General features: G+C 40.1%; 11 protein-coding genes, 1 other RNA gene and 1 other annotated feature. All 12 genes read right to left on the minus strand.

Annotation, left to right across the window (positions count from 1 at the left end; genetic code table 11):
• The gene (locus OCV65_RS05195; protein ID WP_262581196.1) at window positions 1-1,131 is read right to left on the minus strand and encodes a hypothetical protein; all 1,131 of its coding nucleotides are present in this window, start codon (window positions 1,129-1,131) and stop codon (window positions 1-3) included.
• Between the two features lie 247 nt (window positions 1,132-1,378).
• Window positions 1,379-4,183, minus strand: a complete 2,805-nt coding sequence (gene lanM / locus OCV65_RS05200; protein ID WP_262581197.1) for a type 2 lanthipeptide synthetase LanM — start codon at window positions 4,181-4,183, stop codon at window positions 1,379-1,381.
• Between the two features lie 77 nt (window positions 4,184-4,260).
• Window positions 4,261-4,410, minus strand: coding sequence for a hypothetical protein (locus OCV65_RS05205; protein WP_262581199.1), 150 nt, complete (start codon window positions 4,408-4,410; stop codon window positions 4,261-4,263).
• Between the two features lie 12 nt (window positions 4,411-4,422).
• Window positions 4,423-5,739: a sensor histidine kinase gene (locus OCV65_RS05210; RefSeq protein WP_262581201.1), complete on the minus strand. Its 1,317-nt coding sequence runs from the start codon at window positions 5,737-5,739 to the stop codon at window positions 4,423-4,425.
• A gap of 2 nt (window positions 5,740-5,741) precedes the next feature.
• On the minus strand, window positions 5,742-6,491 hold the full coding sequence (locus OCV65_RS05215; protein ID WP_262581203.1) for a LytR/AlgR family response regulator transcription factor: 750 nt from the start codon (window positions 6,489-6,491) through the stop codon (window positions 5,742-5,744).
• A gap of 307 nt (window positions 6,492-6,798) precedes the next feature.
• The gene (queA, locus tag OCV65_RS05220; protein ID WP_262581204.1) at window positions 6,799-7,824 is read right to left on the minus strand and encodes a tRNA preQ1(34) S-adenosylmethionine ribosyltransferase-isomerase QueA; all 1,026 of its coding nucleotides are present in this window, start codon (window positions 7,822-7,824) and stop codon (window positions 6,799-6,801) included.
• A gap of 19 nt (window positions 7,825-7,843) precedes the next feature.
• Window positions 7,844-10,264: a phenylalanine--tRNA ligase subunit beta gene (gene pheT / locus OCV65_RS05225; RefSeq protein WP_262581205.1), complete on the minus strand. Its 2,421-nt coding sequence runs from the start codon at window positions 10,262-10,264 to the stop codon at window positions 7,844-7,846.
• Window positions 10,265-10,318: 54 nt separating this feature from the next.
• The gene (pheS, locus tag OCV65_RS05230; protein ID WP_118384027.1) at window positions 10,319-11,338 is read right to left on the minus strand and encodes a phenylalanine--tRNA ligase subunit alpha; all 1,020 of its coding nucleotides are present in this window, start codon (window positions 11,336-11,338) and stop codon (window positions 10,319-10,321) included.
• 235 nt (window positions 11,339-11,573) lie between these two features.
• Window positions 11,574-11,812 (minus strand) — a binding site (T-box leader).
• 61 nt (window positions 11,813-11,873) lie between these two features.
• Window positions 11,874-12,779, minus strand: a complete 906-nt coding sequence (locus tag OCV65_RS05235; protein WP_118384026.1) for a YihY/virulence factor BrkB family protein — start codon at window positions 12,777-12,779, stop codon at window positions 11,874-11,876.
• Window positions 12,780-12,862: 83 nt separating this feature from the next.
• Complete coding sequence (locus tag OCV65_RS05240) at window positions 12,863-14,185, minus strand: SpoIID/LytB domain-containing protein (RefSeq protein WP_262581206.1); 1,323 nt, start codon at window positions 14,183-14,185, stop codon at window positions 12,863-12,865.
• 254 nt (window positions 14,186-14,439) lie between these two features.
• A non-coding RNA gene (ssrS, locus tag OCV65_RS05245) (6S RNA) lies at window positions 14,440-14,621 on the minus strand.
• 74 nt (window positions 14,622-14,695) lie between these two features.
• Window positions 14,696-16,186: a threonine synthase gene (thrC, locus tag OCV65_RS05250; protein WP_262581207.1), complete on the minus strand. Its 1,491-nt coding sequence runs from the start codon at window positions 16,184-16,186 to the stop codon at window positions 14,696-14,698.
• Window positions 16,187-16,197 lie beyond the last annotated feature (11 nt).

Raw genomic sequence — 16,197 nt, forward strand, 5'->3', positions numbered from 1 at the left:
TTATTCCACAAAAGAAACTCCCGCAACATATGTATAATCAGAAAAATCAAAATTCACATATCTCGGTGATGTCCCCCATCCATCTGCTACTTTTAATAAATGTAAACGAGTATTCGTTTCCTTGCTTATATATTGATAATATCCTTCCATTGCCATAATGTGTCCAAGATTTCCACTTGTAGTGTTGATATTGCATCCAAAAACTCCAATTCCTCCATTATCAATACAGTTTTTAAAAAAAGAATATGTTGGTGCATATGTTGCATTCACACTAATACTTAACCCATTTTCTGCGCAAAATGTTTTAAATGCTGGACCTATATTGTAATAAGAAGTTGATCCATATATTATTCCATTCTCATTTTTTATAGCATATGTTCCAGATAAATCCCATAATCTTTGATAATCTCCAGCGAAATCACTCCAATCCCAAACGCCAAAATAATCTGCACAAGCTCCCATCGCAGATACCCCACAGGCATATTTACCTGTCATATTTTCTACGTATGATTCCGTAAACGCACAAAAAATATCAGTATAATTTGCTGCCTCTAATATATAATATAAGCTTATAGAATCCTTATTTATAAAAATATCATCCCACTCATGTGTTGCACCACTTCTCGCACTTTCTCTAGGAATAATAGATTCTGCCTCAATACTCTCTCCTGTATTCGTTTCTATATCATCCTTATCTGTATCATATATTCCATATGTAAGTGCATCCAGCTTATATACTTTTGTTTCTCGAAGTGCATATGAAGAAATTTCACTTTCCTCCAAAGCATTTGCATATGGAGATTTAACATTTTCTCCAATACTATATTCACTTATAAGTCCTTCACATGTTGAATCAAAAATAACATATCCATATAATATATTTTCGTTATATATTTCTATAATATATCCGATTGGTCGATTCTCTATATTATAGAATTTAATTGGATTCATTCCAACAATTTCTCCGTCTATGCAATTATTTTTCACAAAAATTTCAGCAGCTTCTACAGCATCCGCCTCAGTAAATTTAATCAAATCATCATCCACATTGTCTTTTGCATTTACTGGCATGTCCAACATCACACATAACACTAACAACCATGCCACTATTCCGCTTATCATTCGTTTCATTCAATTTTCCTCCCTTTCCTCAATTATTATTCATTTAAGTATCTAAATATATCTCGATCATACGAAAACTCTTTTTATTTCTCAACCGTTTGTCCATGAACAGTTTCTATTTAGCCCTTTATTAATTCTTCTCACTTCCATCAATATAAGTGATTCCTCCACTATCATTAGATACCAGATATTCATTGAAATACAAATGCTTTGACCTTCAGTAATTTAGTTTGTGACCATAAACAAATCATTCTCTTTATTCGTTTACTAGTAAATACAATAAAATACCTCCATACCCATTCATTAATCCAGGATTCAAACTTTCCTGTGGTAAAAGTGATATTTTTTCTCGCCTTTCAGTTATATCTATAACTTCTTCTTTTCCGACAATCTGCTCTACAATTTTTCGAGTTCTTTTCAAAATCCATGTATTACCGCAAATTCCATGACAAAGAATCCAGCTTTCACGTCTTCCATATCCCCGCAGCTTCTGATATGATCGAACAATATCTCTTTCCAGTATTTTTCTTATCTCTTCGTTTTGTATTTTTTCATAGCAATATACCCTAGATAAAAGAATTCCACCAGCTCCATGGCACCATGACACTGAATCAATTGTATTCTCCATTGTACCACCTCGTACATCACGCCAATTTCCTAATCTTTCATCATATAATGAATTTTCATAATTTAATATTTTGTGGCATAAAAGATTATATTTTTCTTTTCCTGTATACTGCAATAGTGAGGCGACCGGCAATATAAATCCACTATTCCCATGTGCCATACCTGTAAAAGGTGGATATTCACTTTCTACAATCCATCCTATTCCTTGTTCCATCTCTATTGCATTATCCTCTAATAACACAACTGCTTCTTCTGCATATGACAGATATATATGATCACCAGTCAACTCATATAAGTTTATTAATGCCAGTGCTCCTCCTGCATTTCCGTTTAATAAGTCACATTTTTGATCATATTTTAGCATTTTTCTCACAACCATAGCATGTTTTTTTGCATACCATAGATATTCTCTTTCCCCTCGTTTGCACAAAAGACAATACGTATACAATACTGAGCCTTCGCCATCATATAATCCTGTATTTCTTACATTCCCGCTACCGAGATTCTCATACATATAGTCAGTATATTTCCACAACATGTTTCGAAGCGTGTCATAATACTCATAAAATTTCTGTTTATTTTTCTTTTGCATCTCATACATAATTAGAAGCATTCCAGACAATCCATCATACAGATACATATTCATCGGTTGAATGTCCCATGTCGGTTTACCAAATGAAAACATTTGTACTGTAAACCAGCTAACCTCTGTATGTTTATCATTCCACACCGCGTAACCCTGAAGCCTCTTGGATAATTCTTCAATTATTTTCTGTATATATTTTTGATTCTTTACGTCATGATTTTTGATACAATCCACCTCGTAATAACTATTTTCTACATTCCCTCTGTTCTCCACCGTTAATCTCATTGAATATTGGATAAATTCACATTGTTTTTCTAAATCCGCCTCACCTAACTTATCCAGTTTCTCATAGACAAGATCTAATGGAGTTTTTTCAAAGTAATTTTCTATTCTCTCTCCATCTGCTGAAACTAATGCTGTATCATTTAATAAATAACTAAAATATGGAATATCACCTCTCCATAACGCTTTTTCTTCCACTTTGAGAATTTCTTTTCGTTCACAATTTCTTCCGTTTTTGATTTGACTTAAAAATTTCTCTCTTTTGCTTCTATTCAGCAATAAGCTTGGATGATACGAAGCTGACACCAACATGCTATATCTCTGTGTATCTTGAAGTAAATATCGACTCTGCAAATATTTAAGTTTTTGCATTTTTTTTGCAAACTCGTTCTTTTTTCTTAAAGCATACTTATATGCAAGACTAAATCCTTCTTTCATATTTTCTATATACTGTATCGGTGCAACAAATTCTCCTCTTAATAAAGCTAAGTTGTGTGTTCGTTTGCTGCGGGGATGTATATAACCAATCTTCATATCTGAAGTATATGGATCCATAACCACAGGTACTTGTATTGGATATTTTTGATTCTCCGTACCATTAATTCCACTGGCATTAATTCCTTTTCCTTTTTGATTAAAATGATAAAATGGCAATATTCCTGTATACAACACTGAATTTGACAATTGATAGCAAATCTCTTGAAAAGCCGTTTCACGCTTTTGATTGTATTGGATATTTACCAATGTTTCTAAATCCACAAAAACAGGATATTCTCCATGAGCTATCAAATTTTCAGAATGAAGATCTTTTGTTCCTAATAAGTATACTAAAAATAACTGTATTCCTAATCTTTTATAATATTGTTGTAACTCCCATTCCTGCACGCAATTTTCATAAGAAACTACTTCACACCAGCTATAGTTTTCACGACTTATAATTGAATATTGATATTGTTCTATTCCGATACCTTCTGAAATCCACCGTAATAAAGTCATATATTCCATTTCATTTTCCATAGAATGGGGTTTGTATATTATTTTCTTTCCATTATCTAATTCAATTACAAATACTTGCTTTCCGCAATTGTGAAAATCTGAGTCACTACTGCAGATATCTTCTATACGCCACACAGTATCATCCTTTATTGCCTTTTGAAGCTGAAGGATGTCTTTCTTAAAATGCATAATTATTTCTATGTAACAATCTCTTGCCATTTCTAATCTAGCTTCTATACATTCAAATAACACTGGATACTTCTTTTTCATATATGTGATGAATTCTGCTTTTCCTACTATAGCTTTACAAAACACTTTATATTGTTCTTCTGCATTTCCATTTCCTAACAAACCTTTTTCTTTACATATATGCATTTCGACAATCAAAGTCCTAACCGCGATTCCCTGTAAACACATCTTGGCATATTGTCTAAATCTTTCAATTACCCGATCAGATGTATATTCTCTATAACACTCTATTTTCTCATTTAATTGATCCATTGTTTTTCTTAAAAAAAATCTATAAAATTCATCAAACAATATTTCTTCTTTCTCTATATTTTTTCTCATTTCTTTTCTTATCCTCTTAATTCCATATTAAGCGTTTTATATAACAAAAGCGGAATGTTTCTCATTCCGCTCATTCCCTAACAACATATGATTGTCAAAAATCCCGAACAATTGCCTGACTGTGTAGCATACACAACTACTTGTTCCGCTTCATCCATTAGCATATTATATTCCTGTAGTTCTTTTAAAATATCACCGCCATAGTTCATCATTTCTTGCTCCTTCATTTTCTCCCTCCTTCATATATTATCAAAAAAACTGACCATTACACAATATCGATCTTCTAAGGTCTCCTGAACCAGTTCCCCGTCATGACGATCCACGATTCGTTCTACGCTTTTCATTCCATATCCATGCACAGACGAATTTGCCGCACCGCTGATTAGTCTTTTTTTCAAAAATAACGGTCGTTTCACAACATTATTACTGATTTTTATTAAAGTCATATCCATCCGCTTTTTTATTTCAACACGTATCCAGTTGCCTTGTTCATCTGCTTCTTCACAGTTCTCAATCGCATGATCAATCAGATTTCCAAACAGTATGCTTTGTTCTGCTTCTGTCAGACCACCGATCGTCACCATCTCCGTTTCTATATCAAAACGTATTCCTTTTTCTTCCGCTTTTTGTTTCTTCTGTGTCAATATAAAATCAAGAAAGTAATTTCCGGTCCATACTACACCTTTCACCTCAAGATATTCCTGATCAAGTTCATTCAAATAATCTTCTATTCGCTGCCATTCCCCCTTTCGAACCATCATACGCAGCCCCAGCAGGTGATGTCTTATATCATGTACTGCACGCCAGCTATTTTCTGTACTCTCTAACAAAGCTTGGTATCTTTGTTCCAAAATACTATCATGTAATTCCAGTATCTTCTGGTCTTTTGCCATAAGGCGATTTTTCAGGAAGATGAGCACGATTATTGTAATAATCGCCAATACAACAAGGAGCGAAAAGCCACTATCCAACCCGTTCATGGATATTTCTCCTATAGCCATTTCAACCAGTTTTTTCTGATACCTAAGTATCAAAAGAGATATAATCATGTCAATCAACACAAAATATCCTGTATACTCTTCATTAATCTTCCACTTATATTTTATGATCAATATCGCTAACCATATAAGAATTATTCGTGATAATGTAAAGATAACAATTTGTTCCAAAGATACTGCATTCAAAAAAACTCTTGGCAAAAACTTCTCTCCCAACAATGTCATACTAAAAAAAGCTATTATGAAATCCAACAATGTAAGCACTCCATAATACAGCCAAACATAGCTGAATATAAACAAATATCCTTTTTTCCTTATGACAAATATAACAAGACAAAATAAAATGACCTCCACCAGGAACATAGTTCTCGAAAAGAACCATAAACGCCTGTTTGCAGTCAGTAAAACAGAAATAAACAGAGAACTCACTACTAGAATACCTTTATAACATCTGTTCATCTTTTTTCTGTCAAAAATGGTATATAACATCAAATAATAGCCTGTTATAACTTCCACCAAAGAAACTACGAACAACAGGATAAAACATACACTCCCCACAGCTATCGCTCCTCCCAGTATTTCCGAATATTTTCTTTTACTTTTTTGATCCTTGCATGACTTGCTTCAACAGCATCTCCATTGCTCAGATAAATCACATTATCCCTGACTTTCATAATATGCCTTAAATTAACCACACTGCTCCTATCGACTATTACAAATTCATCACTCATTAATTTTTCCAAAACATTCTCAATACTGATTCGTTCACGTACTTCACCTTTCACGGTAAAAAAGCTCGTATACTTTGTTCCTTTCGCTTTTTGTATATAGATAATATCATCCTGACACATTTTCACTCTCTGTGTCTCCGAACCTATATAGCAATACTTTATCGAATGATTCCGCACAATCTCAATCAGTCTCTCCATTATTTCCGGCAGTCTTTCTTCAACATCCTCTTTTAGAATATACTGGTATGCTTCCATACGATAGCTTTCAATTGCATATTCCACATAAGCCGTAAGAAAAATAATATAAATATTCGGATCACGATCGCGCGCTTTTTTGCCCATTTCAATACCGTTTATCTCCGGCATATCCACATCAGAAATCAAAATCTGGTATCTGATTGTTTCAAATGCCACTAGGAAATCCTCCGCTTTCTCATACGTGTCTATATGTACATCTTTGAATTCCCCCGACAGATTTAACAAAATTCCACGGATATTTTCCAAGACGCTTTTCTCATTATCCACTATTGCGATATTTATCAATATTCTCCCTCCATACAAATGTATACTGCTTGCCATTCTGATATAATAATACAATAAAAGGAGATTTTTTGTTACAAATTATAACATAATTTTATCATCGCTTCGAAATATTGACCATGAATTATATATTTTCTGCCCATGAATATTTTCTGGCAGACAAATTCCCAAAACATAAATCATCATCAAAAAATAATCTTCGTAAGTATCAAAAAACACATTCCAAGATTGTATGCGATTGTCAAGGTCCTGATCCAACTCAAACTTTTACTCATCGCAATACAAAAAAATCTGCCACTTCACGATTTCTCAATCGTAAAGCAACAGATCCTTTTCTGTTTATATTCTACTTTATAAACATCGCATCCCCAAAGGAGAAGAATCGATATCTCTTCTGGATTGCTTCCTGATATGCATTCAGCACATGCTCTCTGCCTGCCAGTGCGGATACCAGCATGATCAGTGTAGACTCCGGCAGATGGAAATTCGTGATCAGTGCATCCAGAATCTTGAACTTGTATCCCGGATAAATGAAGATCTCTGTCCATCCGCTGCATTCTCTGAGGCGTCCGTTCTCATCTGCTGCTGACTCTACGGTTCTGCAGCTTGTGGTTCCCACGCAGATCACGCGTCCGCCATTGTCCTTGGCACGGTTAATCTTCTCAGCCGCTTCGGCATCAATATGGTAAAATTCTGAATGCATGTGATGCTCCAGAATGTCATCTACCTTAACCGGGCGGAAGGTTCCAAGTCCTACATGCAGTGTAACTCTGGCAATATCTATACCTTTTTCCTCGATCTGCTTCAGCAGTTCCGGTGTAAAATGCAGTCCCGCTGTCGGTGCAGCCGCAGATCCGGTATGCTTGGCATATACGGTCTGGTAACGATTCTTGTCCTCAAGCTGATGCGTGATATACGGCGGTAATGGCATCTGTCCGAGCTGATCCAGAATCTCCTCAAAGATTCCTTCGTACTCAAACTTGATCAGGCGGTTGCCTTCCTCTACGACATCGATGACTTCACCAACCAGCAGACCTTCGCCGAACACGATCCGTGTGCCTGGTCTTGCTTTCTTGCCAGGTTTTACCAGCGTCTCCCACACATTGTTCTCTTTACGCTTCAGCAGAAGCACTTCAATCTTGGCTCCGGTTCCCTCACGGGCACCGATCAGTCTGGCCGGAATTACCTTGGTGTCATTGATCACCAGACAGTCTCCCGGGTTCAGATAATCCACGATTTCTTTAAAAATGTGATGAGAGGTCTCGCCAGTCTCTTTATCTAACACCAGGAGCCTGGAGCTGGAGCGGTCCTCCAGCGGATCCTGTGCGATCAATTCTTCCGGCAAATCAAAATAAAAATCCTGTCGTTTCATATTATCTTATCTCTCCGTTCTATTTACGAAGCTCAATTCCCATTGCTTCCAGACCAGCAAGAATCTTATCCATTGCTTTAGATATATCTGACTCTTCCAGTGTTCTGTCTTTTGCACGGAATGTAATAGAGTAAGCTACAGACTTGAATCCCGGTTTGATCTGAGCTCCTTCGTACAGGTCAAACAGTGAGTAGCTCTCCAGATGAGCTCCGCCATTTTTCTCAATTACTTCTTCAATCTGTCCTACCATGATGTTCTTCGGCACTACCATACTAAGGTCACGGTTTACAGCCGGGAACTTGGCAATTCCCTCGTACTTACGGTCAAATGTAGCACGCGCTACGATCTCCGGCATATCAATTACTGCGATGTATGCTCTCTCTCCGATTCCGTAGATATCTGCAACGTCCGGATGTACTTCTCCCAGATATCCGACTACGGTTCCATCGTAAATGATATTAGCCTGACGTCCCGGATGCAGGAATGTCTTGCCTGCGTTTGGATCGTAAGTCTCTTTCCCTCGCAGTCCGATCTTGTCAAAGAACTCTTCTACGACACCCTTCATGCTGAAGAAATCGCCTTCTCCGTACATACCCAGAGTGAACTGCATACGCTCATCCGGAAGTTCTGTCAATGGAAGTGCCTTTGGCAGATATACATTTCCAAGTTCGTATAATTTTACATTTTTATTTCTACGGTTGTAGTTGGTAGCAAGTGATGTCAGCATACCGTTCAGGGATGTCGTTCTCATCACGCTGTAATCCTCACCCAGCGGGTTACGGATCTCAATTGCCTGACGAAGCTTGGAATCCTCCGGCAGTAATAATTTATCAAATACCTTCGGGCTCTCGAAGGAGTATGACATACCCTGGCTGAATCCGCAGAATTCTGCGATATTTCTTGCCACCTCTTCAATACGCAGCTTGTAAGACAGTTTACCTGTCGTAGCTTCTCCGCTTGGAAGTGTGGTCGGAATATTGTCATATCCGAAGAATCTTGCCACTTCCTCTGCCACGTCTGCCAGACGGTGGATATCCTGACGGAAGGTCGGAGCTACGATCTCATTCGTAGTCTCATCATATTCCAGTTCTACTAACTTCAGATAGCCAAGCATCTGTTCTTTCGTCAGATCTGTTCCGAGAAGTGCATTGATCTTCTCTGCGTCAAATGTAACTCTTGACGGCTCTCTCTTCTCCGCATAGACGTCTACCATTCCGCCTACAACTTCTCCGGCACCCATTTCTTCTACTAACTGGCATGCGCGGTCGATGGCTGCCTGTGCATTTTCCGGATCCAGACCTTTCTCGAATTTTCCGGATGCATCGGTACGAAGTCCGATCTTCTTAGCTGATTTACGGATGTTGGTTCCGTTGAAGCATGCAGCTTCGAACAGCATTGTCTTAACATTATCTGTAATCATAGAGTTCTCGCCACCCATGATACCTGCTACACCGATCGATTTTTCGCCATCACAGATCATCAGTACAGAGCTGTCCATCTCTCTTTCCTGTCCATCCAGAGTTACGAATTTCTCACCATCTTCTGCACGGCGCACTACGATCTCGCGGCCTGCGATCGTATCCAGATCATACGCATGCATCGGCTGTCCATATTCTTCCATTACATAGTTGGTAATATCTACCAGATTGTTAATCGGGCGGATTCCAACAGATGCCAGTCTTCTCTGCATCCACTCCGGTGACGGTCCGATCTTAATATTTTTTACAACTCTTGCTGTATATCTCGGGCAGAGTTCCTGATCCTTGACTGTAACCTTTACATAGTCATTGACATCCTCGTCATTGCCAGTCGGTGTTACAACCGGCGGATGGAATTCCTTGCGGAATGTAGCTGCTGCTTCTCTTGCAATACCGATCACGCTGTAGCAGTCTACACGGTTGGATGTAATCTCATATTCAAATACCACATCATCCAGTCCCAGCGCGCTGATCGCACTGCTTCCTACTTCTACATCTTTCTGGAAAATGTAGATACCGTATTCTGGTGCCTCCGGGTACATATCACGGTTAGATCCCAATTCTTCGATGGAACACATCATACCGTTACTCGGCACACCGCGAAGCTTGCCTTTCTTAATCTTGATGCCGCCGGCAACGCGCTGTCCAGGCTCGTGACCTCCGGCTACACGTCCGCCGTCCAGAACAACCGGCACTTTGTCTCCTTCTTTTACATTCGGAGCACCTGTAACGATCTGAATCGTCTCAGTTCCGATATTTACCTGACAAATGATCAGTTTATCTGCATCCGGATGCTTCTCAATCTTGTCGATCTGACCTACTACGATGCGGTCCAGATCTGCATCCATTTTTTCAAATCCTTCTACTTTTGTACCGGAAAGTGTCATCGCATCGGTATATTCCTGCGCTGTCACATCCAGATCCGGCACATATGCTTTTATCCATGATAATGAAGTATCCATTATAATCTCCTTTCAATGTAACACTTATTCGTGCTTCCTTCTGTTGTGTGCTCACTAGAACTGTTTCAAGAATCTGATATCGTTTTCGTACAGTAATCTCATGTCGTCGATTTCGTATTTCAGAAGTGCGATTCTTTCCAGTCCTACACCAAATGCGAATCCTGTGTATTCTTCCGGATCAATTCCGCACATTTCGAGTACGTGTGGATGTACCATTCCGCATCCCAGAATCTCGATCCATCCGGATCCTTTACAGAAACGGCATCCCTTACCGCCGCACTTGAAGCAGCTTACATCTACCTCAGCGCTTGGCTCTGTGAATGGGAAATGATGTGGGCGGAACTTTGTCTTGGTATCTTCACCGAACAGTTCCTTTGCAAATACTTCCAGTGTTCCTTTCAGGTCTGCGAATGAAATGTTCTTATCGATAACCAGTCCTTCGATCTGATGGAAGGATGGTGAATGTGTTGCATCCACTTCATCTGAACGGAATACTCGTCCAGGTGCGATCATACGGATTGGCAGCTTGCCCTGTTCCATTACACGGGCCTGTACCGGTGATGTCTGTGTTCTCAGCACAATATCATCATTGATATAGAAAGTATCCTGCTCATCCTTTGCCGGATGATCTGCCGGAATATTCAGTTTCTCAAAGTTATACAGATCGTATTCTACTTCCGGTCCTTCTACTACTTCGTATCCCATACCGATGAAAATACGTTCTACTTCTTCCAGTGCGATCGTATTCGGATGACGGTGTCCTACCATGTTCTTCTTAGCCGGCAGTGTAACGTCGATAACTTCCTGTTTCATCTTTTCTTCGCGGATCGCACGCTCCATTTTCTGCTTGCTTTCTTCCAGAATCTCTTCGATGGCTGCACGTGTCTCATTAACCATCTGACCTACTTTCGGTCTTTCTTCCGGTGCTACATCTTTCATTCCTTTAAGAACAGCAGTCAGTTCTCCTTTTTTACCAAGGAATCTGACGCGGGCTTCGTTCAATTTCTCCGGTACATCAGCAGACTGAATTGCTTCAATGGCTTCTCTGCGGATGCTTTCCAATCTTTCTTTCATCCTTCTCTTCCTTTCTCTTTCATAAATAATTAAATGACTATGTTTCCTCTTCCTTAAATATCTATATCGTTCAGAGTCACTGAACGAATAGAACAAAGAATGTGCCAAGGCACATTCTCGCGCCTGCGGCGGTCGCTTGCGACATCTACCTTATCCGCCGCAGTGCGCATCCTCGCGGAGCGGTTTTTACTTTACAGGAAAACAATTTCCTGTAAAGTAAAAAAAACCTCATCCCAAAAGGGACGAGGTTAACTCGCGGTACCACCCTGATTCCTATCTTACGACAGGCACTCATGTTCGTGTAACGTACGAATACGGCATGTCCTACTATCGAATCATCATATATCGAAATATTCAAACATGCAGCTAACGTGGGAAATTCGATCCCTGCCTGAACCCGGAGCTACTTTCAGCCTGTGGTATGCCCCTCTCTGATGGAAAACAGTTCTCTACTGACACGGTCATCACTTTTATCTTTGATTTAAACAATACAAAGCCATTATACTCACTGACTTTTTTAATGTCAAGCCGATTCTTACGTTTCTGAATCTGTTTCTGAAGCTGTTTCCGAAGCTCCTTCTGTAATATCTGCCTTCTCTTCAGCAGTTTCCTTTTTATCTGCTCCGGTAAAGAGTACATCTTTCATATAGATATTAAGTTGTGCTCCAAACAACACACAGTACATACAGAAATACAGCCAGAGCATGATCAGCACGATTGTAGTCAGACTACCGTACATATCCGAAAATCCTTTGAAAATATCCAGGTATACAGAAAATACCCAAGATATGACCAACCAGCCAATCGCTGTAAATATCGCTCCCGGAATCTGCTTGCGGAACAGATCTTTTCGGTTTGGTAAAAACTTATATATAAGAAGTAAAAAACCGATTACCACAACCGGCGTAATCGCCATCCTCAATTCCATCAATTTATTTGCCACATGCTTAATGGCAGGTATATGAGACGTGATAAATATATTCAGCGAATTACCGAATACCGACATAACCAGCAATAATATGATTGCAATCAGGAACAGCACTGTATAAAATGTCGCTCTAAAACGCAGATAAATATAGTTACGTGTCTCTGGGCATCCATAAATTGTATTAAATCCGGTAGAAATTGATAATACACCCTTGCCGGCAGACCACAGTGCCACAATAACTGTAATCGGGATGATAGTACTTGACTGGTTATATACCTGATTCACAATTGACGTGATCAAGGAATCTACACTGGTAGGAAATACCTGCACTACTGCTGTCATTACATCTGCTTTCGTAACCGGCGTATATCTTACCATAGTAAGCAAAAGCAATATAATCGGAATCAGCGATAACATAAAGAAATATGCAGCCTGAGCTGCATATGCCCCAACATGATGTCTCCCCATATCCTTGGGAATTCTCATTACCCTCTCTATGGTCTCTCTTTTCATACTAACCTCCGTAAATCAGTATGTGCATCATACCATTTTCATTTAATTATTTCAAGTAAAAATATCAAATAGCCGTTTCTCCGCTATCGGATTTCTACATTTTGATAAAATAATTTCAGTATCTCCATGTAATTTTTACCATTCTTAGCCATTTCATTGGCTCCATTCTGGCTCATACCGATACCATGCCCATAGCCGCCGCCTCTGATCACATAGCTATTCGCTTTCTTCTCTATAGAAATAAATGCACTTGGAAGTAATCTCTGACTATCTACGGTCTGTCCATCATTTCTTACAATCGAATATCCGCTTCCTCCCAGGGCTGTCCGAATCTTATTCTCTGTCTCCACCGTAATACTCCCTCCGGTTCCAACCGCCGTCAATTCTGCTGCCACATCGCCGTCACCTCGCCTGGTTACTTCCACACTCTCCAGTGTTCCCAGATCCTTACCGGCATAATTACTGAGAAGTGCTGCCATTCGCTCTGATGATATCTCCGCCGTCCACTGATACCAGGGCAGATCTTTTTCATAATCTCCGACATCTCCACACACAGATATACTTTGAAGATATGCATTACTTTCATTGACCTCACCGCCCCAGGCTGTCATATCCGTTGTCTCTCCACATGAAGTCGAAAAATAATATGTAGAAGCCACGTTTCCCTGATACCAGACCACCTGCCCTGTTGTATCTTTTACCGCCTGCGTAGCTGTATCTGCCGGATAACTGTTATTGTACACCTGATACTCTACACTGTCATTGACATGTGCCTGATATTCCGGATATGCATAATCCTGCATCTGTCGCACTGCATAGCTTCTGGCACACACCGCCTGCGCCTTCAATGCTTCCATTTCATAAGACGCCGGCATCTCACTCGGCACAACTCTGCACAGATAGCTTTCCATCGGCAGTTCATTAATCACAGTCATACCTTCTTCACCGGACCACACTTCAATCTTTCCCTGATAAGATGGTATTCCCCGGCCACGTTCAATACTTTCCACCCGGATCTCTTCATCCGGATTCAGCGGTTCTGCCGAAAGATGTCCATTCTTTAGCCGCACATCATCTGCCAGAAGCGTCAGCACGCCTCCTGTCCAATCTTCTTCCCGCCCATCATATTTTAGCCTCAGGCCACTGTCTGCTGCCAGACTGACCGAACTGTGTAGCACGCTTCCATAACCGCTTATCATCAATGCCACGCGGATATTCTGATTCTCCACCATTCCGGTATTCTGATCCGTTTCTCCACTCTGTCCTTTCAATTTACTCTCCGTCTGCTCTCCGGATCTGCCATTTCCGATCCGTTCCGGATGTACCAGACGCATTCCCGCTAGTACCAGACTAAGCACCGCCATAAAACTGATGATGTATAAAATATATCGATTCTGTCTTCTCATATTTGTATTCTTATCTCTTTCCAAGACTACTTTCTCTAATGTATGAAACTTCGTAGTGGGTTTAGAACCCCACCCCATTTTTGAACCCCGCCCATGCATTCGCAAAACCGCACGATGCTTCGTGCTTTTCCGCTGCTACGCAGCTAATTTTGCTCATGCATGGGCGGCGTCTCTATTCGAGCCGCCTCACGGACGAGAAATAATACCCCTTTGGGCATAAAAAGAACGGCTTTGCAGCCGTTCTTTTATCTTTTGTATATCCCGAAATGCCGGTTTCTGTCTCTTGACTCCTAGCTGCTGCTAGGTGGGTGTCCGCATCCGCTTTTCTGCCTTCCCCTGCGTATCTGGAGGCCTGACATATTACGGAGATATAAGAGTCCCGTTTAAAGTAATGTAGGTTCAAAACAACAGAAGTTGTCGCTCATCCCAGGTCACTGTAGTTATTATAACCCAATCATATATTTTTTTCCACTATTTTAGTAAAAAATATATAAAATTACAAATATTCTTCTATAACTCGAGAATCGCCTTTACAGTATCTTCCATCTTATCAACATCACATTCCAGTGTGTGAAGAATGTTCGCATTCAGAATCTCCTTGATCGCATTCGGCATCTCTGTGTTAGATACCTGACTCAATTCTTTCAATAAATCGAATTCATCTACAGATGCATACTTCTCATCGATTGCTGCCATAACGCTGCCTGCAAATTTGTATGGGCTGGCTGTGGAGGCAACTACACACTTTGTCTTGTCTCCTGAGTTCTCCTGATATTCCTGACACACATGTGCCGCTACTGCAGTATGTGTATCCATTACATACCCTGTCTTTTTATAAACATCATGAATAGTCTCTGCCGTCTGCGCTTCTGTTGCATACCCCGCTGCAAAGTCTTTCAATCCTGCTTTCATTGCGTCAGTAATCTCATACACACCTTCACTCTTCAATGCCTGCATCAACTCTGCATTCTTCTTATCATCACATCCTGCGATCTGATAGATCAGTCTCTCAAGATTGCTGGAAATCAGAATATCCATAGATGGTGATGTAGTCAGTTTGAACTCTCTGTCCTTGCGGTCATACACACCAGTCTGGAAGAAATCAAACAGCACTTTATTTTCATTGGATGCACAGATCAGCTTTGCGATCGGAACGCCCATATTCTTTGCATAGTATGCAGCAAGAATATTGCCAAAGTTACCGGTAGGAACTACAACATTGATCTGTTCTCCCGGCTGTATTTCTTCATTATCCAAAAGCTTCGCATAGGCATATACATAGTACACCACCTGCGGCACCAGACGTCCGATGTTGATTGAATTGGCAGATGAAAACTGATAGCCATGCTTATCCAGCTCTTCTGCAAGCTTCTTATCTTCAAACATTGCTTTCACGCCGCTCTGCGCATTGTCAAAGTTGCCGTGAATTGCTACAACGTCTACGTTATCTCCGGTCTGAGTCACCATCTGCATCTCCTGTACCTTGCTGACTCCGTTCTTCGGATAGAACACAATGATCCGTGTACCTTCTACATTGGCAAAACCTGCCATAGCAGCCTTACCGGTATCTCCCGAAGTTGCTGTCAGGATCACGATCTCATTCTTCACGTGATTCTTCTTAGCTGATGTAGTAAGAAGATGTGGAAGAATGGAAAGTGCCATATCTTTAAATGCGATCGTTGCTCCGTGAAACAGTTCAATAAAATATGTGCCATCTACTTTTACTAATGGTGCGATCTCTTCCGTGTCAAATTTACTGTCATAAGCCTTCTGAATACAATTCTTCAGCTCTTCTTCAGTAAAATCGGTAAGGAATTCCTTCATTACAGCATAAGCTGTCTCCTGATATGTCATTCCCTTTAATTCTTCCATAGACACAGATAACTTTGGAAGATGATCCGGCACAAACAGACCGCCATCATCCGCAAGACCTTTTAAGATTGCCTGCGATGCTGTTACTGTTACCTCTGAATTTCTTGTGCTTCTGTATCGTACATCCATCATCATTTCTC

Source organism: Dorea ammoniilytica, assembly GCF_025567415.1.
In the GTDB taxonomy this organism is placed as follows: domain Bacteria; phylum Bacillota; class Clostridia; order Lachnospirales; family Lachnospiraceae; genus Claveliimonas; species Claveliimonas ammoniilytica.

Excerpts from the sequence above, each read along its gene's own strand:
- OCV65_RS05240 (WP_262581206.1), bottom strand. The coding sequence starts at position 14,185 with ATGAGAAGACAGAATCGATATATTTTATACATCATCAGTTTTATGGCG.
- pheS (WP_118384027.1), bottom strand. The coding sequence starts at position 11,338 with ATGAAAGAAAGATTGGAAAGCATCCGCAGAGAAGCCATTGAAGCAATT.
- OCV65_RS05215 (WP_262581203.1), bottom strand. The coding sequence starts at position 6,491 with ATGGCAAGCAGTATACATTTGTATGGAGGGAGAATATTGATAAATATC.
- OCV65_RS05235 (WP_118384026.1), bottom strand. The coding sequence starts at position 12,779 with ATGAAAAGAGAGACCATAGAGAGGGTAATGAGAATTCCCAAGGATATG.
- queA (WP_262581204.1), bottom strand. The coding sequence starts at position 7,824 with ATGAAACGACAGGATTTTTATTTTGATTTGCCGGAAGAATTGATCGCA.
- pheT (WP_262581205.1), bottom strand. The coding sequence starts at position 10,264 with ATGGATACTTCATTATCATGGATAAAAGCATATGTGCCGGATCTGGAT.
- lanM (WP_262581197.1), bottom strand. The coding sequence starts at position 4,183 with ATGAGAAAAAATATAGAGAAAGAAGAAATATTGTTTGATGAATTTTAT.
- OCV65_RS05205 (WP_262581199.1), bottom strand. The coding sequence starts at position 4,410 with ATGAAGGAGCAAGAAATGATGAACTATGGCGGTGATATTTTAAAAGAA.
- thrC (WP_262581207.1), bottom strand. The coding sequence starts at position 16,186 with ATGGATGTACGATACAGAAGCACAAGAAATTCAGAGGTAACAGTAACA.
- OCV65_RS05195 (WP_262581196.1), bottom strand. The coding sequence starts at position 1,131 with ATGAAACGAATGATAAGCGGAATAGTGGCATGGTTGTTAGTGTTATGT.